19 protein-coding genes and 2 pseudogenes are annotated in these 23,082 nt (G+C 49.8%); 9 read left to right on the plus strand and 12 right to left on the minus strand.

The annotated features are described in order from the left end of the window. Nucleotides 1–108: 108 nt before the first annotated feature. Entirely contained in the window at nucleotides 109–1,221 is a 1,113-nt protein-coding gene (locus AC1S5B_RS13710) for a sensor histidine kinase (RefSeq protein ID WP_482036229.1), read from the plus strand. 11 nt (nucleotides 1,222–1,232) lie between these two features. Beyond that, nucleotides 1,233–1,904: a response regulator transcription factor gene (locus AC1S5B_RS13715; RefSeq protein WP_482036230.1), complete on the plus strand. Its 672-nt coding sequence runs from the start codon at nucleotides 1,233–1,235 to the stop codon at nucleotides 1,902–1,904. A 53-nt stretch (nucleotides 1,905–1,957) separates the two neighbouring features. Here AC1S5B_RS13715 and AC1S5B_RS13720 read toward each other — a convergent pair whose 3' ends face one another. From AC1S5B_RS13720 to AC1S5B_RS13760, 9 genes are all read right to left on the minus strand, one after another. Continuing rightward, a complete protein-coding gene (locus tag AC1S5B_RS13720) occupies nucleotides 1,958–2,302 on the minus strand; it encodes a hypothetical protein (protein ID WP_482036231.1) in 345 nt (114 codons plus the stop codon). Between the two features lie 215 nt (nucleotides 2,303–2,517). Beyond that, the gene (locus AC1S5B_RS13725) at nucleotides 2,518–3,876 is read right to left on the minus strand and encodes a chloride channel protein (protein WP_482036232.1); all 1,359 of its coding nucleotides are present in this window, start codon (nucleotides 3,874–3,876) and stop codon (nucleotides 2,518–2,520) included. A 528-nt stretch (nucleotides 3,877–4,404) separates the two neighbouring features. Then, a complete protein-coding gene (locus AC1S5B_RS13730) occupies nucleotides 4,405–5,196 on the minus strand; it encodes an ABC transporter ATP-binding protein (protein WP_482036233.1) in 792 nt (263 codons plus the stop codon). Between the two features lie 182 nt (nucleotides 5,197–5,378). Beyond that, nucleotides 5,379–6,374 (minus strand): FecCD family ABC transporter permease, encoded by a 996-nt coding sequence (locus AC1S5B_RS13735; RefSeq protein ID WP_482036234.1) that lies wholly within the window; start codon nucleotides 6,372–6,374, stop codon nucleotides 5,379–5,381. Further along, complete coding sequence (locus AC1S5B_RS13740) at nucleotides 6,374–7,045, minus strand: Fe2+-dependent dioxygenase (RefSeq protein ID WP_482036235.1); 672 nt, start codon at nucleotides 7,043–7,045, stop codon at nucleotides 6,374–6,376. Before AC1S5B_RS13740 ends, AC1S5B_RS13735 begins: the two co-directional genes overlap by 1 nt. A gap of 26 nt (nucleotides 7,046–7,071) precedes the next feature. Further along, complete coding sequence (locus AC1S5B_RS13745) at nucleotides 7,072–7,848, minus strand: histidine phosphatase family protein (RefSeq protein WP_482036236.1); 777 nt, start codon at nucleotides 7,846–7,848, stop codon at nucleotides 7,072–7,074. A 173-nt stretch (nucleotides 7,849–8,021) separates the two neighbouring features. Then, nucleotides 8,022–9,239, minus strand: coding sequence for an energy transducer TonB family protein (locus AC1S5B_RS13750; RefSeq protein ID WP_482036237.1), 1,218 nt, complete (start codon nucleotides 9,237–9,239; stop codon nucleotides 8,022–8,024). A 114-nt stretch (nucleotides 9,240–9,353) separates the two neighbouring features. Further along, complete coding sequence (locus AC1S5B_RS13755; RefSeq protein ID WP_482036238.1) at nucleotides 9,354–9,776, minus strand: ExbD/TolR family protein; 423 nt, start codon at nucleotides 9,774–9,776, stop codon at nucleotides 9,354–9,356. Beyond that, nucleotides 9,769–10,407: a MotA/TolQ/ExbB proton channel family protein gene (locus AC1S5B_RS13760; RefSeq protein WP_482036239.1), complete on the minus strand. Its 639-nt coding sequence runs from the start codon at nucleotides 10,405–10,407 to the stop codon at nucleotides 9,769–9,771. The genes AC1S5B_RS13755 and AC1S5B_RS13760 overlap by 8 nt, the downstream gene beginning before the upstream one ends. Nucleotides 10,408–10,936: 529 nt before the next feature. On the opposite strand from AC1S5B_RS13760, the gene AC1S5B_RS13765 reads away from it, so the two are divergent. The 6 genes and pseudogenes from AC1S5B_RS13765 to AC1S5B_RS13790 all read left to right on the plus strand — a co-directional run bounded on the left by AC1S5B_RS13765 (nucleotide 10,937) and on the right by AC1S5B_RS13790 (nucleotide 20,312). Next, nucleotides 10,937–13,078 (plus strand): TonB-dependent receptor plug domain-containing protein, encoded by a 2,142-nt coding sequence (locus AC1S5B_RS13765; RefSeq protein WP_482036240.1) that lies wholly within the window; start codon nucleotides 10,937–10,939, stop codon nucleotides 13,076–13,078. Nucleotides 13,079–13,702: 624 nt separating this feature from the next. Continuing rightward, on the plus strand, nucleotides 13,703–14,818 hold the full coding sequence (locus tag AC1S5B_RS13770) for a PepSY-associated TM helix domain-containing protein (RefSeq protein ID WP_482036241.1): 1,116 nt from the start codon (nucleotides 13,703–13,705) through the stop codon (nucleotides 14,816–14,818). A 40-nt stretch (nucleotides 14,819–14,858) separates the two neighbouring features. Then, nucleotides 14,859–17,384 carry a TonB-dependent siderophore receptor gene (locus AC1S5B_RS13775; RefSeq protein WP_482036242.1) on the plus strand — a complete coding sequence of 842 codons (2,526 nt, stop codon included), beginning with the start codon at nucleotides 14,859–14,861 and terminating at the stop codon, nucleotides 17,382–17,384. Nucleotides 17,385–17,516: 132 nt separating this feature from the next. Continuing rightward, nucleotides 17,517–18,254, plus strand: coding sequence for a hypothetical protein (locus AC1S5B_RS13780; protein ID WP_482036243.1), 738 nt, complete (start codon nucleotides 17,517–17,519; stop codon nucleotides 18,252–18,254). Beyond that, nucleotides 18,254–18,958: an O-methyltransferase gene (locus AC1S5B_RS13785; RefSeq protein WP_482036244.1), complete on the plus strand. Its 705-nt coding sequence runs from the start codon at nucleotides 18,254–18,256 to the stop codon at nucleotides 18,956–18,958. Before AC1S5B_RS13780 ends, AC1S5B_RS13785 begins: the two co-directional genes overlap by 1 nt. Before the next feature lie 41 nt (nucleotides 18,959–18,999). Continuing rightward, nucleotides 19,000–20,312 (plus strand): annotated as a pseudogene (locus AC1S5B_RS13790) (IS701 family transposase). On the opposite strand, the pseudogene AC1S5B_RS13795 reads toward AC1S5B_RS13790, so the two are convergent. Continuing rightward, nucleotides 20,236–20,565, minus strand: a pseudogene (locus AC1S5B_RS13795) (IS1 family transposase); the annotation flags it as partial. The pseudogenes AC1S5B_RS13790 and AC1S5B_RS13795 sit on opposite strands and share 77 nt — an antisense overlap. A gap of 57 nt (nucleotides 20,566–20,622) precedes the next feature. On the opposite strand from AC1S5B_RS13795, the gene AC1S5B_RS13800 reads away from it, so the two are divergent. Continuing rightward, on the plus strand, nucleotides 20,623–20,859 hold the full coding sequence (locus AC1S5B_RS13800; protein WP_482036245.1) for a hypothetical protein: 237 nt from the start codon (nucleotides 20,623–20,625) through the stop codon (nucleotides 20,857–20,859). A gap of 234 nt (nucleotides 20,860–21,093) precedes the next feature. On the opposite strand, the gene AC1S5B_RS13805 is transcribed toward AC1S5B_RS13800, so the two are convergent. Continuing rightward, complete coding sequence (locus tag AC1S5B_RS13805; RefSeq protein ID WP_482036246.1) at nucleotides 21,094–21,303, minus strand: hypothetical protein; 210 nt, start codon at nucleotides 21,301–21,303, stop codon at nucleotides 21,094–21,096. A gap of 66 nt (nucleotides 21,304–21,369) precedes the next feature. Beyond that, nucleotides 21,370–23,001 carry a photosynthetic/respiratory NAD(P)H-quinone oxidoreductase subunit D1 gene (gene ndhD1, locus AC1S5B_RS13810; RefSeq protein ID WP_482036247.1) on the minus strand — a complete coding sequence of 544 codons (1,632 nt, stop codon included), beginning with the start codon at nucleotides 22,999–23,001 and terminating at the stop codon, nucleotides 21,370–21,372. Nucleotides 23,002–23,082 lie beyond the last annotated feature (81 nt).

Genomic DNA, 23,082 nt, shown 5'->3' on the forward strand with positions numbered 1-23,082 from the left:
GAGCTATTGACCAAATAGTATAAATTGCGTTTAGAGTGCAGAGGCTGGCGTTTAGGTGCGTTTAGATTTCTCATCAACTTGTCTAAACGGGGTAGAAAATCTAGAGTTATGACACCCTCTAAATCGCGTTCAACCTATGGCTTGATTGGCAGCTTATTTGCGATCGCGCTGATTTTGGAATACAGTACGCCACCCGAATATGTGATTGGCTACTTGTATATCGGTGCAATCCTGCTGGCAAATGCCCGGTTGAGGCGATCTGCGACGTTTTGGGTAACCGCGATCGCGGTCATTTTAACCCTGTCTAACGCCTGGATTCCCCATCAACAATTTGTTGGGATTCCAATCTTGGCAAATCGGCTAATTGCGGTGATTGCGCTCATCGTGACAGGATTATTGGGCGATCGCCTCCGCCAGAGTGAAGCCGCAATCGCCCAACAAAAAGCGAAACTGCAAGCCCAAGAGCAATTAGCTCAAGTGCGGGAAGATTTTGCTTCCACACTCACCCACGACCTAAAAACGCCACTGTTGGGTGCGATCGAAACACTCAATGCCTTTCAGCAAGAGCGTTTTGGCACCGTGTTACCTACCCAGCAAAAAGTGTTGGCAACCCTGAAGCGCAGCCAGCAAACTAGCCTGCAACTGGTGGAAACGCTGCTAGATGTCTATCGCAACGATACGGAAGGCTTAATCCTCCAGCTTGAACCTGTGGATGTAGCGACGTTGACCGAAGAGGTAGCCAGTACGCTGACTGATTTAGCGGCTGCCCGGAGAGTCCATTTATCTGTCAACTATGGCGAATCCGATTTTCGCCGATCGCTGTGGGTGAATGGCGATGCGCTTCAGCTGCAGCGCGTGATCTCCAACCTATTAATTAATGCGATTAACCACTCGCGTCGGGGCGATCGTGTGGAAGTCATGCTAGAGTCGCAAGCCTCCTATCAAGTTGTAAAGGTGCTGGATACGGGCGCAGGATTAAAGCCCACAGAGTTTTCGCACCTATTTGAGCGATTTTTTCAAGGACAGAGCGATCGCCCCACCATCAAAGGCTCTGGCTTAGGACTTTACCTATCCCGACAAATTATCGAAGCCCATGGCGGTACAATCTGGGCAGAGAATCGATTTTCCCATAGCAGCGCGATCGGCAAAGACCGACCAGAAATTATTGCTGGTGCGATTTTCGCCTTCAAACTGCCCGTCTATCCTCATCCGCTGGTTTAAGTTGGTTTAATATGTCGCCTGTCCGAATTTTGCTGGTAGAAGATGATGAACTCTTTCGTTTGGGGTTGCGAGTTCGCCTCCAGCAGGAGCCAGACCTAGAAATTGTGGCAGAAGCAGAAGATGGTGAAACAGCAGTGGAACTCGCCAGTCAGCAGCCCCTTGATGTCGTCTTGTTAGATGTCGGCTTACCCGGAATCGGCGGTCTGGAAGCCTGTCGGCAGATCAAACAGCAACAATCAAACTTGCCAATATTAGTACTCACGTCTCATTCCCAAACGGCGCTAATCACCCGCCTGATTGAAGCAGGGGCACAGGGCTATTGCTTGAAAGGCATTGCAGCAGAAACCTTAGTGCTGGCATTGAGATCGATCGCGGCAGGAGCATCCTGGTGGGATCAAACGGCAACCAAAGAAATTCGGTCGGCACTAGAGAAGCCCCTGCCTAAAGTAGAATTTGATCCCCCAGTCACGCTGAGTAATCCCTTGACTCATCGCGAACAGGAGATCTTAGAACTGCTGGCAGCCGGAAAAACGAATCAAGAAATTGCTGATATGCTCTACATTGCATCCGGCACTGTGCGAGTTCATGTTCACGCGATCTTACAGAAACTAGAAGTGCGCGATCGCACTCAGGCAGTGATTTTAGCGCTGCAACAACACCTCATCCCGCAAAATCACGGTTGATACAACAGGTTCTAGGTTACAGGGGTCGGATCGTAACTCCGAACTCTGTACTCCTAGGAACGATTACGACGAAGCCAGCCAAATCGACCTTTAGCAGCACGGGTTTCTTGAGGTTGTCTTGCCAGTTTTACGCCCATGCCATACCGCCTAGGACGGGGTTTAGCCACCGTAATCGCCGCACTTTCTTCAGACTGGATAGGCTCGGTAGATTCGTCAGTGACGTAATCTTCTTTGGCGTTCCACCATGAAGAAATGAAACCGCCACAGACCCCCGCGATCGCCGCCAAGCAAATGCTGAAAAACTGCGAGTATCCCAAGAAATAAAAGCTCAGCAGCGCAATGATAAACAGCCGTGTGCCTGTGGTCGTTCTCGCAGAAGAGTCTGGTTGAGATGCCATAAAAAAGGGGCTAGGGAAATGCCGAGCGCTGAGTAATGTAATGAGAATAATATCAATTTTTTTGAGAACTCTATGGTGGAGTTTGGACTGTAGAGTCCTGACCAACTCGCCATGCTGCTGTGCGCTGCGAAGTCTATCCAAAAACTTGCAGTACTTGCATCTGACGGTAAGATACCCCCATCTATACTGAAGCACAAGTAGGCTCTGAAACAAGATTAGTCCGCTGGCGATCGCGTCCGGCGGATCGTGGCAATCAGGGAAGTGGAGAGTTTATTGACTGTTCGTGCGGTCGCCAATCCACAAAGCGCAGCGACTACAACGGTGGCGAGACAGGTTAGCTTAGCTGTTTCTGGTCCACCAACTCCCAACACCATCGCCACAGCGGTAAACGGCAGCCGATATCCCCCAGCAATGCCGGCTGCCGCCCCAGCAGCGCCCGCCAGATCCGGCGGCACCCCAAAGGCTTCCGCGAATACCCGACCACTGAGGTCGCCGATCGCCAGAAAGGGCACAAACACTCCGCCACAGCCTCCTGCTGCCACAGCAGCCGTAGTAGATGCAGCACGGAGCAGTGCCACTGCCAGGAGGTGATAGGGGGTGGTTTGGACGGTTTCAGCCCAGATGATAGCTGCGCCACCTGGACCGAATGCCGCTGCAGGTGTAGCGATCAGTGCTGTTATTGCCGCAAAGAATAGTATCGCCAAAGCACCGAGCAGAAGACGAATGCGTGGATTGGCTTTCCAGCCTCGTGCCCAATAGATCGCCTCGCCGGAGAGCGACGTGACAGTGCCCGCGATCGCCCCGATAAACAGAGCAGCACCCACCGCATCCCAGAGGTCACTGGGAGGAACCTTGGGCACAACAAGCCGAATCAAATCGAGCCTGAAGGCAAGGTTGATCCCCCATCCAACTAGCCCCCCTGCCAACACCGCAGCCACCCGTTCTAGGCTTAGCGGCACCTTTCGTCGCTGGCTTAGCTCAAGCATAAAGAAACTGCCCACCAGCGGAATCCCCATCAGAGCGGACACACCCGCCGCACCACCGCCGATCGCAGCGGGTCGCACCAATCGGCGCAGTGCTGGACTCGTGCTGCCTAGCCAGGTTCCCGCTGCAACGCCGAGATGAACCGCTGGGGATTCTGTGCCCATCGCCGCACCCAACCCGACGGTAGGCAAGATAGCAAGGGCGCGCAAGGGTGCCAGATTCCAAGGGAAGTTCTCTTCTGCCCCGGATGTTGCCACCACATCGGCAGTGATATCAGCCCGCGCCACGTCGCGCGGAAAACAGTACCACGTCGGTGGAGGAAGCCGCAGGAAGGCGGCTTTGCGAGGAGCCAATGACAGCACGGCCTCGCCCTTTCCTAGTCCGTGTAACACCAGCACAGCTAGCGTGACCCCTAGCAGTGGCAACAGCAGCAGCCAAGCGGTGCCTAATCCAGAGACAGCATCGAGGATTTGCTTGATCAACACGGTCAGCAGCACCGCAGCTAGGGAGCCGACTACCCCTCCAAGCAGACCGCCGATCGCCCATATACCCACACGAGTCAACAGAGGTAGTAGTTTGCTGTTTGCCATTACGGTGAAATTTTGTTTAAATCAGAACTTATATAAGCATCATAAAAACAGAAAAGTATTTGAGTTGCTGAGGCAGGTAACTTGATTTTGAACCTAGTCTTCGATGGTGTCTCACAGCAGGCGAGAAGCCAGTTTTTTCTACTCATAGTATCGATTCACTGCTTCAAGATGCTTAGCTGGTTCGGTAAGATACGGTTGATCAAGCTATTGAACAATATCTGGTAGCTCGATCCACTTCGTGAAACTCGTGGGATCACTTCTTAATGGCTCCCATAATTTTATCCTACTCCTATATAAATTCTGTTGATAAGTTGCTAGGGGCAACGATCTAGAAGAGTATGACTACTCATAAACCTCAGCGTCAGCGTGGCAACCATGGGTTGGAAAGCTCTGAGTGTAAGGACTAGGCAGATTTTCGCCATGTATTACTAGAACCTATTTCTGATGTGAATTTCTGCCTTGGTTTGAGTGTGTGTTTCGTGATGACTCAAACCCTGCCTACCTTTCATTTTTTGGGGTGGTAGACCACTAGAGGAATGGGCAAATTTGTAGACCTACGGGGGTCTGTAACAGGGATGCTTCGATCTCAAATACTTGTCGTAAGTTTGTAGGCGTGATCACTTCCTGAGGAGTGCCGATCGCCCACAGGCACCCCTGATCCAGCATGGCAATGCGATCGCTGTAGCGAATCGCCAAATTGACATCGTGTAGCACCGTGATGATAGACAATTTTTGCGTCTGATTCAGGCGCTTCAAGAGTTCCAATAGTTCCAGTTGATAGCGCACATCTAAATAAGTTGTGGGTTCATCTAGTAACAGGACTCTGGGGTTTTGCGCTAATGCCAAGGCTAAAAATGCCCGCTGCCGTTCACCGCCAGACAGTTGATCAACGGGGCGATCGCGAAACTCCTCTAATTGCACTTCCGCGATCGCCGTAGCGACATGCTGCCAATCCGCTTCAGTCAAATCCCACTGCCACCAGGGTTGATGGGGCGATCGCCCTAAACTAACCAACTGCTGCACCGTTAGCCCTGCCGGAATGGTTTGCTGTTGAGGCAGTAGTGCCATCTGCTGGGCGATCGCTTGGGCAGATTGGGTATGAATCGCCCTGCCATCCAGCAACACCCCTCCTTTTTGCGGTAGTAACACTCGGCTAATCAACTTCAGCAAGGTCGATTTTCCTGAGCCATTCGCCCCCACCAAACTCAGCCACTCACCCCGTTGAAGCGAGAAGTGAATATCTTTCACAACAGGCTGGGCTTGATAGCCTCCGACTACTCCTTGAATTTCTAACAGAGATGCTGAGACGGATGATGTCATAGCGCTTGATAACCAGTGTCTATCTAAATGATGTGAGTTTTGAGTTCGGAGTTCAGAGTTCGGGGCTTTAAGGTTTGGGTTTTGTAAGTCCTTTGGACTGGCTTTGCCAACGTATAGCGTTGATCTAGGAAATATTTTGAGTTTCAGAATTACTCCGCACCCCGCACTCCGTACTTCGCACCTTATTGACGACGGCGGTAAATTAGCAGAATGAATAGGGGAGAACCCAGGATGGCGGTGACGGCTCCAACGGGCAGTTCGATCGCGCCAATCCGTGCCAGCCAATCGGCAAAGGTCAGCACCCAAGCACCGCCTAATGCCGACAGTGGCAAGACCCATCGGTAGTCGTTCCCAACTAACAACCGAATCCCATGGGGAACCACTAAGCCAACAAAGCCGATCAGTCCAGAAATGCTGACAGCACTGGCGGCGAGGAGGCTAGCGATCGCCCCAATCATCAATCGCGATCGCCCTAGGGAAATGCCTAGCCCCATTGCCATTTCATCGCCTAAGTTCATCACGTTGAGAGTCCGAGCCAGTAAACAGCCGCCGAGTAACGCGATCGCGACATAGGGAGCCACCATCAATACTTCATTCCAACCGCGTCCATTCAAACTGCCCAGCAGCCAATTCAACACCGATTGCACCCGACCCTCTTCGGTCATCAGCAACAAGACCGCTTGAAAGGCTCTTAACAGCGAACTCACCGCAATTCCTGCGAGCAGGAGCCGTTCAATGGATAATCCTGTCCGGGTGAATCCCAATAAATAAACGATCGCCGCTGTTAACATTGCCCCAACCCAAGCGGCGATCGGTACCCAACTTTGCAAACCACCCAGGGCAAACAGCAGCGTTGCCACCAACCCTGCTCCAGAGGAAATGCCTAAAACAAATGGGTCTGCTAATCCATTTCGCAGCATTCCCTGCAACAACGCTCCCGATATCCCCAGCGCCGCACCGACCACCAACGCTGCCAAAATGCGGGGCAAGCGTAGCTCCCAAATCACCGCTTGGTAAAGCGGATCGCCTTGATGTAAAAAAGCTTGCCCTAGCTGAGTTAGGCTCATAGGAATGGTGCCCTGAGAGAGCGAAAGGCTAACGGTAAACAGCAGCCCAATCAACAGGCAGAAAGTGGCTGGCACAGGACGCAGCAGCCATTTAGTGAGTGGTTGACCCATTAGATATTTCCCCACCGCCGTAATAAGTTGGTGTAGCTTTTGGAAATCAAATCGAACTCTAAGGTTTTACCCTGTTGAGCAAACAATGACTGACGGGCTGTATCTAAATCAAACAAAATTTCGCGATCGTGAGCATCTCTCACTAGACTCTGCACCCAGCCGACAGCGGCAATTCTGACTCCTTGAGTGACAGGTGCAACGCGATGTAGCGTGGTTGAAGGATAGAGTACCATTGCGCCTGCTTCTAATTTAAATCCCTGCTCTCCTTGCATACTTTCTATAATCAACTCGCCCCCAGTGTAAGTATTGGGGTCACTAAGAAATACAGTCAGTGAGAGATCCGATCGCATTCGGAAATCGTCTCCCATAAAAGCATTGTCTACATGGCTGCCATATTCCATGCCGACTTCATAGCGACTCAATAGCAAAGGACTGATTGCTTTGGACAAGGCGGCAATCTGAAACACAGCATTGCTTTGGATTGCCTGTTGAATCTGGGTGCGAATAGCGGAACTGCCCACGGCATCACTTTTAAGCTGCGTATTACGCTTGACCTGTTTGGCGTGCCATCCTGCGGTACTTTGTCCATCTACAAAATCACTAGGGGCAAGTTTAGAGACAATCGCGTTGACTTGATCACGGGTCAAAACATGGGCAATGCACATCACCATTTATCAGCACCCAGATATAGTTATTACTAGCGCGGCAGTTGCAGCCACTCACCCGCTTCTACATTGGCAACAACCTCTAGCTTGCCGCCCGGTTGAGCTTTGACAATATAGGCAATCCCTTGTGGCTCTGGATAGATCCCCACGACCGCATCAAACAGATCATCGTGTCCCACGATCACGGTATTCATGCCAGCGGCAGGGGGAGCGATCAGCATGGGGGTGAGAGCCGCTTTCATTTGGGCTTTTTGGACATCGGTATACTCCGCCGATTTAGGAAAATTAAGCGCGGCTGTTTTTTGGTAGCGTCCAAACGCTAAATCTGCTGTTTGCCATGCCCGACAATATTCACTGGAGTAGACGGTGCCCACCGGGATTTTTAACGCTTGAAACCCTTGCCCAATCATTTTTGACTGTTTCCAACCTTCTTCGCTGAGCATCCGCTGGGTATCGCATTTGCCCATCACGGCACTCACTTGGTCAGCATAATCCTTCTCGGTTTGGGCATGGCGGAAATAGATCACGTAACCGCCCTGACGCAGCGCACTTACTAACTCAGCACCGCTTAATTTATCTTGAAATACTGGCTTAGCTTCACCCCCTTCACCGCCTTCGCCCCCTTCTCCACCCTGAGCCAAAGTAGGTGTTGATTTTGTCGCCTCGGCTGATATTGTGAGGGCGCTAACATCGGCTTTTGCTACCGCTTCAGAAGCAGCGAGGGGAGGAGTTGCGATCGCCATTGAAGTTGCCTCTGCAAACGCAAACGCACCCACACCGACCCACATTTTAACAACATTGAATTGCATAAATCACTCCATTCATTAAGACAAGAAAAACATCTGAATCAATCATTGCCAACCAGTTTGGAAAGCATCGAAGCAAGCACCTTGTACTTGTTACAGTCTCTATCTAAGTGCTGCTGTTTGAATCGCCCACTTAATCGGATCTGACTGATAAATCACTTTATTTGAGAAACAAACTAGGGTGTCGCAGGCGGTGCTGATTCCACTGGTGCGGGGGGTGCTTCATACACTGGCTCTGGCGGCGGTACATAAGCAGGTTCTGGCGGTGGTATATAAGCGGGTTCTGGCGGCGGCACATAGGCGGGTTCTGGTGGTGGCTCGTAAGCAGCAGGTGCAGGAGCTACGGGAGCAGGTGCAGGAGCCGCAGCGGGTGCAGGTTTAGCGGGAGGGTCGATCGCCGCTGCGGGAGTTGGAGCTTTTCGTTCCGCTTCGCGCCGCTGCCGTTCTTCATTCGCGACTCGTTGCCGATCTGATTCTCGTCGTCGCTGCTCATTTTGGCGCTGAAATGATGATCCTTCTTCTTCAAAAGTGACTTTAACCCGCACATTACTGCGTCCACCTTCGGGCACGGTTTTGGGATCAAACCGCCATTTGCCCATGGTTTCCAGGGTTTCGCGATCGGTGTCCGCATTACCGCTCGATTTTCGTAACCGCACATTGATCACCCTGCCATCGGGGGCAATATCGTAGGTTACTTTTGGATCGCCTTCCGCACCCCGATATTTTGGTTTGGGGCATTCTAAACAGGTCAACTTTGGTTTGCTGACAGGCGCGATCGAGGCTGGAGGCATGGAGCGAGTGGAGGTCGTTTGTGTGCCAGTGCCGCCGGGAGTGCCATTCGGTGTGCCAGTGCCGCCGGGAATTCCTTTAGCATCTCCGTCTGGTTTTCCAAATGGATTGAACCCCGTGGATACCTTAGCAAATCCAAAACCGCTGCCGGTGCCGTCGGGACTGGTGATGGGTCCACCGCCGCCAGTGGCAACCGCAGTATCTCCAGTGGCACTGGTTAAGGGAGAGGTTGGGTCGCTGTTGGGTGAAGGCGGTTGATTGCTAGGGGCATCTTCACCCGGCGCTAGGGGAGCCTGAATATCCGGGGCAAGGGGCGGCGCAACATCGGGCGTAAAGGCGACCTCTTGGGGTTCCGGCGCAATCTCTGGCTCTGGCTCCTTGACTATTTCTTGAGGCTCTTCCACCTTGGGCGGCTCTTCGGCGTTCTCAATGACCACTTCCATTTCATCGTCTTCGGCTTCTGCCTGCCGCCACACGCCAGGAGTGGGAACTGCCATGGCGATCGCGTGCAGCATGACCGACCCTACTAGGCTAAACATCAAGAATTTAACCAGAGATTTTCGTTCTTTTTCGCGCTGTGCAGTGGTGAGTTCTAAGCTGCCCATAATCAAGTTGGTCGATAGTGCATGAAAGAGTTTTTAGGAATTAACAGAAAAACTGAAACTGTGATGGTAAACAGATTTTTACTGAATTTAACGCTGGGAAAAAAGATGTTTACTTCAAACTCGTTTTGTTGAAATTGCCATTTTTACGCGAGGAATTTGACGTAATTGATCCATAATCAACACCACTTCCCCGTGTTCTACTTTATGATCGGCATTAAGCACTACCACTAAGTTTTGATTCGGTTCTACTAATTGCTGAACGCGATCACCAACATCTTCAATACCGATTTTTTGTTTATTCAAAAACACTTCGTTTTTTTCGGTCACCGTGATCGTGGCACGGGAAGGGGTTTTCTGCTCTGCCGCCGATTTTGCCTGGGGCAAGTTAACTGGCAATCCTTCGGTGCGAGTCAGAAACAACGTAGACATGATAAAGAATGTGAGTAGGGCAAACATTACATCCATCAAGGGCAAAACGTTCTTAATTTCAAGTGGCTGATCGAGTAAATCAGGATCAAAGCGACGACGGTTAGACATGGGCGAACTCCCGGTGCGATAGCAATTGCAGCAACTCTAACTGAGTGCAAGACTCATCAATATAAGCAACCTGCTGAACATAAAACGACCGAAAAATATTGGCGGCAATCAGCGCCATGACTGCTACAACTAAGCCAGCAGCCGTAGACACCAATGCTTCACTAATTCCAGCGGTTACACCCAGCGTTTTAGAACCGCCGACTTCGCCCAAAGTGAGCGACCCAAAGGATTGAATCAAGCCAGTCACCGTGCCCAATAATCCCAACAGCGGAGCCAATCCCACAATCGTTTCAAGCACATTGTTGAAGCGCTTGAGGCTAGGAATTTCGGCTTGGGTTCCGGCATCCAGTGCCAGCCGAAATTCAGTGGGTGTGGCATTCGGCATCGAAAGTGCTTCTAAAAAAACACGGGCGATTGGTAAGTCGATATGCTGTTTAAGCAATTCTTCTGCCAATGTCGGATCTTCTTGATACAGTTGCAGCGCTCTACGGGTGACTCGCTTTTGCGCTTTTTTCACCTTCCACCAAAAGAGAGAACGCTCGACCGCCAGCGCTACAACTGCTATGGAGAAGAAAATCAGGGGAATCATGACGACTCCACCTGAGATCAGAATGTCGATGAGTTTTGACATGGCAATGTGTTGAGAACTATGTGTTTAAAGCTATGTGTTGAGAACTGTCGTCATTCTAGTTCCACCAAAACTATACGCCTTAATGAGAATTAAGAGCAAGTATTATTCCATGAGAACTGGCGAAATGTCTCACCAGAATCGACTCATATTTTCCTGGCGACATGTAGATGGGTATGAAAAACCGATATGACCGATGATTGAAGGCGATCGTGAATACCGTTATGGGTGTTGCCCCCTCTTCTTCTCAAATGCACCATACAATTAACGAGAAGTTATATCAAGTAACTGTAACTTTAATAGGGTCAACATGAATTGCAATAGTCTTCAGCGATCGCTCAAACATCGGACAAAATGGATACCCCAAAAGCTGGCGATCCGATGTTATGAGCTTCCTTTCAGTTTGACGACTCGTCTTTTGACGCAATCCCATACTTGCCTAAAAATGAAGGCGCTAAGGTTCGTTCTCGATGGTCGCCGCTGCTGCGCCGAGGTTGAGACAGTTTGGTGTGAGTTTTATCAATGAAAGTGTATGAAATTATTGTTATCGGGTATTGTCTTATCCGGTTTTGGGCTTATGCTAGGCGCTCACGCCCAGCCTGTCGAGACTGAGCTTGAGCGCTTCCCGGAGGGAGTCCCGTGGAAAGCTTCGCGAACGTTTGACGCATCACCTAACCCCATCTCGCTCAGCCAATATCGCCAGAATTTGCTATCGACCCGCGCGCAACTGCTACGAGAACCCCTGGGCTTGGAACATCATTTGGGCTTGGAAGATCATTGGTTGACTCAGGTAGACCCAACAGGTGCAGCAACTCCAGAAGACGATACCGAAGAAGAAGTTGTCGTTGAAGGTCAAAAAAAGCCCGTTAGTTCGTCTCCGATTTACACGATTACAGGGGAGGAAATTGACAAGCAAGGGGCTTTTAGCGTTAATGAAGTTCTAAAAAACTTACCCGGATTTGCTATCAACGACACGGGCTTTGGTGCGGATATTCACACGGGTTTTTACTACCGGGGCACCACGCTCAACCAAAACATCTTTTTGCTGAATGGGCGATCGATTGGCAGCAACATCAACACCTATCATGGGGCAACTGACCTCAATACCCTACTGACCGGGGGCATCGATCGCATTGAATTATCCAGTGGCACCGCCGCCACGCTCTATGGCTCCGAGGCATTTGGGGGCGTGGTCAATATCATCACCAAAGACACCCCTGGCGGATCTCCAAAATTCAATGTGCTGGCTCAGGGCGGTTCCTATGGGCGGCAAAATTATCGGGCTGGCGTGACGGGTGGCATTGGCAATCTGGGTTATACCTTTGCCTACGAGCGCTTTCAGGCAGAAAATGATTATCCAGTTCCCAAAGGGGCAGCAAACCGAGGGGATGATGGACGCTTATTCAACGGCGACACTCGATTCGATAATTACTATGGCAGGCTGTCTTACAAAGTTGATCCCAGAAATACCCTCAGCTTAGATGCATACAAAATCACCAGTCGTAAAGGGTTGATCTATTTTGGCTTTCCGCTCCAGCGCGATCGTTTGGATCATGACGCACTCAACCTCGGTTTATCCTGGAGAGCGTTACTGGGCGCAGGCGATGATTCAATCTTGACGGCAACCATCGGCTTCAATCAAGACTACTTCAATACCTTCGGTCCCACGCAGAATATCTTCTTTCGCCAAGGAACTTTGGATGCGCGGGGATTGACTGCCAGAGTAGAGCATCAGTGGCAAGTCACGCCGATCTACAACTTACGCTATGGGATTGACCTGAAAAGTGAGTTATTTGAAGGCGAGACGGTCAGTAATGTTCCTCGACAAATTCGATTTAACGAGGTGGAGGAGCGCGATCGCACGAATACCGCCCTATTCATCCTCAACACCTTCAAAATTCTTGACAATTTTCAATTTGAGTTAGGGTTCCGCCAAAACTTTAACAGCGACTATGGCACTTCACTCGACCCTAGCGCCGGGATTCGCTGGGAGTTAACCCCCGCGATCTCGGTTCGTAGTAGCGTGGTTTCAGTCCGCCGCATTCCAGGACTCGATCAGCTTTATCTCTATGACACCGTTCACGGTTGGCAACCCAACCCAAACTTAAAACCAGAGCTTGGCGTTGCCTGGACAGTGGGTGCCGATATCAACATCACTCGCACAGTCAGCGCCCAATTCACCTACTTTGGCAATAGCCTCAGCGATCGCCTGGGAGTGGTGGCAGGTCAATGGCAAAACATTGCTCTCGTCAATACCAACGGATTGGAAGCCGCCCTACGCTGGCAAATTACGCCCCAATTTTCTGCTCTGGCAAACTACACCTACACCGATGCCCGAATTGAATCAGGAGCCGAAAAAGGGTTACAACTCAGCACCGTTCCCTTCTCGGTTGGACAGTTGGGCTTTGGTTATGATCACCGTGGTTGGCAAGTAAATCTCTACGCTAGCTATAACAGCGGTTCTCGCCGTGCCCTATTCACCGATTCTGGCGTGAGTACCACAGATTTTTCGCCCTCCTGGCTAAACCTAGACTTAAATGCCCGGATTCCCCTCGTCCAAAATGTGGCGTTGCTTGTCTATCTCGAAAATCTAGCAAACGTTAGCTACGAAAAGGTGAACCGCATCTATCAACCGGGCTTAACCTTTCGGGTTGGTGTATCGGCAAATTTCTGATACTGACAAGGGATCAAATTAATAAGAATTAAAATCAAGTACTTCTATATCCTTCATGCGTATGTGCCAGGAATAGAACGTGGTTTTTTGATCGATTGGCATAGCTTCCTTTGCCACAATTGCGTTTGCAAGCATAAATTTGTCAATAGCAGTTGTATAAGCTTCTTCCAAAATTCTCAACTGCTGCCAAAGAATTATCTCAGACAAAATACTTCACTCTCAGCAAAACATCTTTTCTTACAGGGTTTTGTTGGGTTTTGTCTTGACTGATTTTATAAATCCGCTTGACTTTGATATCCGAATACTTTAGTTTTTAAGATCATTAATGATAGATACTCTCAAATACGCTAAGGTCTTAAATCGTTAAGATCCTCTGCCCTTTTCATGACCTTGAGTCAAAAAGGGCTGAAGTTTTGTGCCATTTATTTTTGCTGTGGGTCAGGTCAGTTGTGAATAATTTTCATCTACTACTACGGATGTCCGCGATCGCGTCTCCGGCATCTATCTGTTTAGGATGCCGTTTTTGCTTGGAAGGAAAAGTGTGACCGCTCAGTCGAGTGGTGTTCTTGAAGAAACCGAATGGGTGCTAGTTCTTCAGCCCCAAAACTATCAGGAGTCGGTGATATGAATGCGAATCGCTTTCGCAAATGGGTTTTGCGGGTCCATGGATCGATCGGTCTGGCGATCGGTTTACTGATTGTTGTCGTCAGCATGACAGGCAGCGGCATTGTGTTTCACGAAGAACTGGATCATGCGCTCAATCGATCGCTCTGGCATGTCACACCCCAAGCTGAACAGGTATCACTGGATGCTATGTTTGCGTCGGCTCAAGCTGTCTATCCGGCGTTGCCTATACGTTCTATTCAGACTGCCAAAACGCCCACCGAAAGCTACGTGTTTAACCACACGACAGCGGGCGATCGACGGCTGCAAACCTTCGTCAATCCTTACACCGGAGAGGTTTTGGGTTCGCGTGTTTGGGAGTTTTCATTTATCGGTTTTGTCTACACCCTGCACCACGATCTCTTTGCAGGCAAAGTGGGTCAAATTACAGTCGGTGTAACCGGTGTTTTGCTGCTGTTGATGTCAATCACCGGAGTGATGCTGTGGACGGGTTGGCGCAAGTTATCAACGGGGTTCAAAATTCGCTGGAATGCGCCATTTTCTCTGATTAGCTATGACTTGCATCAAGTTGGCGGCATTGTCTCCAATCTCTTTTTGACGCTTATCACCGTTACCGGGGTTGTGATTGTCGTGCTTCACTTTTTGCCGATGTTTAACCAAACACCAGAGGTAAAACCCGCCGCTAAAACGCCAACGGTTGCTTTAAGCACATTGCTGCAAAAAGCCGATGCTGCCATGCCAGACGGTAAAACCACGTCGATCGAACTGCCTGATCACGATCCTCAAAAAATGACGGTGCGTAAGAAATTGCCCAATCAAGATACGGGACGGTTTGACCTCAGCGTTGTGGAACTGGATCGCACCAGCGGTGAGGTCATACAAACCACCCAGGTGGAAAAAGCAGAAGGATTATTCCAGTTTATTGTGGCGATCGCCGCCCTCCATTTCGGCACCTTCGGCGGCTTACCCACTCGCCTTCTGTACGTTTTCGTGGGGTTAATGCCCACGGCTTTATTCATTACGGGTCTAGTGAATTGGCGACGCAGACGGGCGATCGGCAGCCGCAGGGAAGCCGCTTTGCAATTCGCCCAAGAAACGCAAGACACCAGGCTTTGACCCAATTATTTTTCCATTGATTTCTGTGTGAGGATTTGTTGTGAAACCATTTCAGTTCGTTCATTCCCTTTGTGTCTTTGGCGCTCTTTCCCTCCTGGGCACTCAAACCGTGCAATCAAACGAAGTCCCCGCGCGGCTGCGTGATCTCAAACGCCCTACAACGACGGTCAAAGCCTGGTTGGCACAGGTGGAAGCCACAACAGTGACCGTCACAGGTGTAAAGCTGGAGCGCACCGAAGCAGGGTTAGACATTACCCTGGAAACCGCTGATGGCAAACCTTTGCAGGTGGATGCCATGAAATTTAGAGTCGAAGGCAACAGCCTGATTGCCGACATTCCCAATGCGGTGTTGACACTGACCGATGCTCAGACGTTTAGCGCAGACAATCCAACTGAAGAAATCGCTAACGTGCGGGTGACACAGGTGGATGCCAGCAGCATTCGGGTCAATGTAACTGGGAAAGGCGCACTGCCCAAACAAGAAGTGACATTGAAAACAGCGGGATTGGCATACAGTCTCAACCCGGAAGCGGAAACCCCGGAAGAAGAGTTGGTGGTGACCGGAGAGGGACGTGCCCCCTACCGCGCTCCTAGTTCAGGCACCGCGACCGGAACCAACACCCCGATTATGGAAACGCCGTTTTCGATTCAGGTCGTGCCCAAGGAAGTATTGCGGGATCAGCAGGTGACTCGGATTGAAGAAGCGGTGCGGAACGTCAGCGGTATCACATCCAGCGGTGATTCCAGCGGACGGCGGGCTGAACTCACCATTCGCGGCTTTCAGTCTGCTCCGATTTTGCGCGATGGCTTCCGGCGCTATGGGTCATTCCAGATTGTTCCAGAGCTGTCCAATTTAGAGCAGATCGAAGTCATTAAAGGACCCGCATCGATTCTCTATGGCGAGATTCAGCCAGGAGGCGTGATCAACTTGGTATCGAAACCGCCGTTGTCGAAACCGTTTTATGAAGCGGAACTGCAACTGGGTAGCCGGGGGTTTGTGCAACCACGCTTTGATCTATCGGGTCCCTTAACCTCCAATGGCACGGTGCTTTACCGCCTGAATGGGCTATATCAACGGGTGGACAATTTTGCGAATTTTGACTCACAAGATCGACGGTTTTCGATCGCCCCAACGGTTGCCTGGAAAATCAGCGATCGCACCGATATCACTGTGTCTCTGGAGTATCTCGATATCAAGCGATCGTCCAACTTTGGGCTACCAGTCAGTGGTCGGCGGGTGGTGGATGTGTCCCGCGCTTTCGTTTCTAGCGATCCGGGTGATGTCATCGGCACCCAATTTCTCAGCACTGGCTACAACTTTGAGCATCGCTTTAGCCAAAACTGGAAGATTCGGAATGCCTTCCGCTATTCGTCCTATGACTACAGCTTTAATATCATCGCGCTCCCGCTTGCCTTCAACGAGAGAACCGGAATCATCAGTCGCTCCTATGCCCTGCAAGAAGGACAAAACGAAAACCTCTCGCTGCAAACCAATGTGCTGGGTGAGTTTAAGACGGGTTCTATTGGTCACTCGCTCTTGTTTGGCGTAGATCTGAACCACACCGATGACAGAGTTCTCTCAATCGGCGACTTTCTCACCAGTCTTCCTCTAAGTATTTCCAACCCCGTTTACGGAGTGCCACCCAAGCTCAGCCGGGGTAGCTACCCAGCCTTTGGTGGCAATGATATCACTACCGATCGCTTGGGCATCTATATCCAAGATCAGATTTCGCTACTCACTAATCTGAAACTGTTGGCAGGAATTCGCTACGACACTGTGACCCAAACCAATGTCAGAATCCCAGGACTATTCACACGCCCCGGTGAAACCAATCAAAGCGATGATGCCTTCACGCCCCGCCTAGGATTGCTCTATCAACCGATCAAAACGGTCTCGCTCTATGGCAGCTACTCGCGATCGTTCAATCCCAGCACCGCTACCACATCCACAGGCAATATCTTGGAACCAGAAAGCGGCAAAGGCTATGAGTTTGGCATCAAAACTGAGTGGCTCAACGGCAAACTGTTTGCGACGCTGGCATATTTTGATATCACCAAACAAAATGTCGCCGTTGGTGACCCAAACTTTCCACTGTTTTCAGTTGCTAGTGGCGAACAACGCAGCCGGGGAGTCGAGATTGATATCACTGGCGAGATCTTACCGGGCTGGAACGTGATTGCCTCCTACGCCAATATCAATGCCGAGGTGACTAAAGATACTGACCCAGACTTCGTTGGTAATCGCTTGTTTGGGGTGCCGACCCACAGTGCCAGCCTGTGGACAACCTATGAAATCCAGCGAGGAACCTTACAGGGATTGGGCTTTGGTGCTGGCTTTAATGTGGTGGGAGAACGAGCAGGCGATCTGGCAAATAGCTATGCAGCAGAGAGTTACTTTGTTGCAAATGCGGCAATTTTTTATCGGCGTGGTAATTGGCGGTTTGCCCTCAATTTCAAGAACCTTGGCGATGCTAAATATATTGAATCCACCACAAATTCTCGGTCGGCTGGTAACTACTTCGGTGAGCCATTCTCTGTGCTTGGTTCAGTCTCTTATCAGTTTTAACGACTAACTTGGCTGGCAAAATTTCCCTATTTTCGTAATGCCAGCCTGTTGCTGAAAACCACAATTTTACCCTTGCCTTAAAGTCGGCGCATTTTTGTTGTTTTGCACACCCATAGTTATCAGGAGATTGTCATGAAAAGAATTCTATTGAGTGGTTTGTTAACGGTCAGTGGCGCGATCGCGGTTGCCTGTCAATCCACGACACCTGTCGCCAATCAAGCGACACTCGATGCTTCGCCCGTTCCCGTTTCCACCATTTCGCAAACCCCCAGCTTTGATGAAGCGCTGTATCTCTTTAGCAATCCTGAAGTAGCAACCCTGATTAAACAGGGCAAATATACCTCCGGCTTAGAACACTACAAAAAAGTTGGACAAACGGCAAAGAAAGCCAATGGAGAAGAATACGAAAGTTTTTTCACAGGCACCAGCGGCAATGACACGGTTCAAGGGTTTGGTAAAGGTAACCATGCCCATTTTATTGGAGTCAAGATTGCGATCGTGCCTAAAAAAGGTGATCCGTTACCGCTCAAACCTGAAAGCTTAGGACAGGGAGAAATGGATGTTTTGGTCGGCACGACTGAAGGGGGGAATGAGTTTCTCGTGGGTAGCTTCATCACCTCCATTAACCCCAAAGCAGAACCGTTTTATGTGGGTAAGGGGGATGCTGATTATGCCCGAATTCAGAATTTTACGAAGAAAAAAGATATCGTGATTTTGGCAGGTGAACCGAAGCAATATACGTTTAAGCCAGTCGAGGGGGACTTGCACATTTCAACGGCAGCGGGAGATCTGGTGGCGATCGTGGAAGGAATCGACAAGCTTGAAGTCGGCGATGTGGTGAAAAAACTCGGCATCTTTGTGATGAAGTAATGAACAACAATTCTTCGTTAAACGTACTGAATGATCCTGCGATCGCGGCAGTGCTAGATCGACTCCACAAAGCCGCCGATCGCCAATTGGGTTCATTGTTATGGCACTATCTACCCAAACTACCCGGATTACTTTTGGGCAGAGGCATTCAATGGGATCAAACAAAAACTGATTTTTACCGCGATAAATATATCCCGATCGAACCCGATCAGGGTGCATTCCTTTATTTGATCGCGCGATCGCTCAATGCCAAAACCATTGTGGAATTTGGCACATCCTTTGGCATTTCCACAGTTTATCTGGCGGCGGTACGAGATAACGGTGGTGGTCTGGTGATTGGCACTGAAATTGTGCCTGAAAAAGCGGTGCAAGCTCGGAAAAACATCGCCGCAGCTGGACTGTCAGCCTATGTCGAAATTCGTCAAGGAGATGCTTTAGAAACCCTGAAACCTCTCAATCAACCGATTGATCTGGTGCTAATGGATGGCTGGGCAAACTTGGCGATCGAGGTGCTGAAACTGGTCGATCCGTTCATTCGACGTGGAGGCATCATCGTATCGGATAACGTCGGCACCTTCAAAGATGATTTGAAACCCCATGTTGAGTTTCTGCAAAACCCTGAGAGCGGTTATCGTTCATCAACCTTGGCGTTAAAGGGAGGCACCGAGTTTTCAGTCAAAGTCATCCCTCATTTGTTACTTTAGCGAGAACAAAAAAAGCTAGAAGTAGCTGTGTTTAGGTTGAGATCATGTTACGCCCACCTACCGCTACAGTCGGCTTCATTGACGAGTACTGTCTGCTCTATCGCTCGATGTTCGAGGATGTGCGGTTGTATGAATGCTTTAAGCGTTTACACCTGGGCATTGTGAGTCCACTTTCACGCAAAACGCTGCCAGAAATTGCCAAACTCAATGGGTTGAAAGATGGACAAAGCTTGCATCACTTTTTGCGCGATGCGGTGTGAAATGTGGCTTAAGTTAGAGCCATTCGATTACCCCTCCTCCGACTAGAAATTGGGAATCGTCCCATCCGTGTGTGCATCGACGAAACGGGAGATGTCAAGAAAGGGGAGACAACCGATTATGTGGCGAAGCGGTACATCGGCAATTTGGGCAAAACGGCAAATGGCATCGTGAGTGTGAATGCTGACGCAGTAGTCGTAAAACATCACTTACCCGTTGTTGTTCAAGATTTACAAGCCCAAGTCTCGACTTAAAACCGATGATGAGTACCAGAGCAAGCCGCAGATAGCAGTTGGGATGATTCAAGAAATAGCGCTTTAGGATTTGTCATTGAGCAGGTGTTAGCTGATAGCTTGTATGGCGAGAGTGAAGCGGTGATCCGATGTCTAGAGAAATTGCAGTTGCCGTACATCGTGGCGATTCGCTCGAATCATGGTGTGCTGATGACAAAGGGGCAACGGGTACGTTACAACCGCTGGCGTGCCTACGACCAACCGTTAGCCGAGCATCCGAGCGAACGTCGTCACATTCGGGAAATCATTTTTGGACATCGCCGCAAAGTGCGTTATTACCAAATCACCAAAGGCAGCACGGACACCCCGGACAAAGCCGACAGTTGGTTCATTATGACCGATCTAGAAGGCGACATTTTGCTGAGTGTCGCGACCCAGTACAGCTTGAGAACTTGGATTGAATACGGCTTCAAGCAGGTCAAGCATCAACTGGGCTGGCACGATTATCGCTTGACTGATTACACCAGCATTGAGCGATGGTGGGAGTGAGTGTTCAGTGCGTATTTACTCGTGAGTATTCATACGGGTCAATTCAAGCATCCACAGCGAAACAACGTAACCACAATCGTTGCCGATGCCACAGCACAGCTACTGCGGTTCACTCAGCACTCGCAGTCGGAACCAGGAACTCACTGGAAGAGTGCGTTGAACAATTTACGACTACTGACCGTATTGGTGTTGGGGATGGTTAGAAGGCTGGTTGCAGGTGTTTTACCGTTCCTGGACTCAAGCGCGGGTTACATCAGTTAATGGACTGGATGAATACGTTCCGAATCGCTCCAATCCCTCTCCCGCAGACGTGACCGTCCTCATCTCAAATTCTCTCCCTAAAGTAACAAATGAGGGATGAAGTAGCAAGCGAATTGAATGCTTCAGCATTTCCACAGATTTAGAATAACAGAGGGTCTTCCGATGCAGATGCGCTAAGTAGTTACGTAATCGGCTGTTTTCTCCTTCCACCCTGGTCATATAGGTCTTGCTGACAATCTGATCACCATCAGGAATAAAGCAGGGATAGACTGACCAGTCGTCGGTGACGCAGAAATAGCACTGCCAGGTAGACCCGAACTGACAAGTTAGCGCAATCTATCGCCCCTAAGGAGCAACAGATTGATGACTCCAGTTGTGCTACAAGCGGGTTGGCTATTACGAATCCAGGGCGATCGCGAGGTGGTAATTGATCTGCTAAACCATCCCAGTAGTGCCCTCGTTTCTACAGGTGATCTAGTGTTGAAATCAGGTAACAAGATCGTTGGAGATGCCCATTACACAGCAGTCGGCAACTTTCGGATTGAAACGTTCACCGCTATGCCTGGAAATCTTTTCAGCAATCTAGGACGATGCTTTTAGCAAGAGGCACCGCTTAAACCTTAAGCTTGCTTGCTAGGCTGTTTACGATAATTACAATTCAAAATGTTTGAGATATGACCGAGCCATCTAAACCAGAAACAAGTAAAGAATTTCAACGCTTTGATGACTTACTGGTGGAATAGCTTATTAAGTTGAAGTGCGATTCATAAAATCAGCCAACAAAAACCCGGTAGATTTCACCGGGTTTCAAGAGAAATTGATTTACGCAGCAGCTTAACTCATTAAACTAATCCGCTTCGTCAGGATCTGCATGACCTCACCTTGGTTAATGGTTGGAAGTGGTCTAGACCACTCATCAGGTCTTGCGTAGCCATGTTGAAACAAGGTCATTACGAAAAAATGCACCGCTTGAGAACTACCGAGCGTCGGCACTCTCAGGGTATCAGGTGAAGGGCGATCGCCCTTGTTGCCCGCACCGCTCATCCAGTTTCCACTAACTCTTGGCTGCGATCGCCTGCCTGTGGCGAGAAAAATTAGATCTTCTTTCTATCAAGAGTGCCCAACCGCGATTCCCGTAAGTGATCCGCCTTGCGGAATTGCGGGTGCCTGTAATGCTTTCACATCAAATAGTTGCGCCATTGAGTTAGAGGAAGCTTGCTCAGCCAATCCAGGTCTTTGGTCGCGCAGTCGTGCCGTTAGCTCAACTGTTTTGGCATCATAAATCTGGGTCAAGATCTTGGGATAAAATCCAATACCAATGATGGGCACTAGCAGGCAGGCAATGATGAAGACTTCTCGCGGCTCTGCGTCTACCAGTTCTTCGTGAGCGGTCAGTTCTTTATTTTCAGGACCAAAGAAAATCTCGCGAAGGTTTGAGAGCAAATAGATCGGCGTGAGAATGACCCCCACCGCTGCCAGCAAGATCACAATTACCCGGAACGTTAAGCTGTAGGCCTCACTGGTGGCAAAGCCGACAAACACCATCAGTTCGGCAACAAAGCCGCTCATGCCGGGTAATGCCAGCGATGCCATGGAGCAAGTTGTGAACATGGCAAAGATCTTTTTCATTTTCTGCCCGACACCCCCCATTTCGTCGAGCATTAAGGTGTGAGTGCGATCGTAGGTTGCCCCAACCAAAAAGAAGAGACTCGCTCCAATTAACCCGTGGGATACCATTTGCAGCATTGCGCCACTCAATCCTAAATCGGTGAAGGACGAGATTCCAATAATCACAAAGCCCATGTGAGAAATGGAAGAGTAAGCGATTTTTCGCTTTAGGTTACGCTGAGCAAACGACGTAAGAGCCGCATATACAATATTGACCGCGCCTAAAACGACCAGCACTGGCGCAAACACGGCATGGGCACCGGGCAACATTTCGACATTCATCCGAATCAGGGCATAGCCGCCCATTTTCAGCAAGATGCCTGCAAGCAACATATGGACAGGCGCAGTGGCTTCACCGTGGGCATCGGGGAGCCAAGTGTGTAGAGGGATAATTGGCAGTTTTACGGCATAGGCAATTAAAAACGCCGCATACATCCACAGTTGGAAGTTGAGCGCCATATCTTTTGCTGCCAGCGATCGCATATCAAAGGTGACCGTATCGCCATAAAACGCCATTGCCAGCCCTGCCACCAAAATAAATAGTGAACTGCCAGCCGTATAAAGAATAAATTTCGTCGCCGCATATTGGCGCTTTTTGCCGCCCCAAATCGACAGCAGCAGGTAAATTGGAATCAACTCCAATTCCCAGGTGAGGAAGAAAAGCAGGATGTCTTGGACTGCGAAGACAGCAATTTGCCCGCCATACATCACCAGCAGCAGGAAGAAAAACAGGCGCGGCTTTAAGGTGACGGGCCACGAGGCTAGAACTGCCAGAGTCGTAATAAAGCCAGTTAAAATCACCAGCGGCATGGATATGCCATCTACCCCAACTGACCAGCGCAGGTCAATTTGAGCAATCCAGGAATAGCTCTCGACCAGTTGCAGTTCTGAACTAGAAAAATCATAGAAACTGCCAAACATATAGACGATGACCGCAAAGTCAATCAATCCCACAATCAAGGCATACCAGCGAATGGTTTTGCCGTCTTTGTCAGGAATCAACGGAATCAGAAGAGATGCGGCGATCGGAAAGAGAATGATGAAGGTCAGCCAAGGGAAATTCTCAGTCAGCATTGTGATGATTAGCCGTTCATTTTTTGTTAGGGAATCAACTAGAGAATCAAGAGTCTGAAATCTGAAAGGTAAAAAAGTGCA

The sequence above is a fragment of the Leptolyngbya sp. CALU 1928 genome (assembly GCF_056784215.1).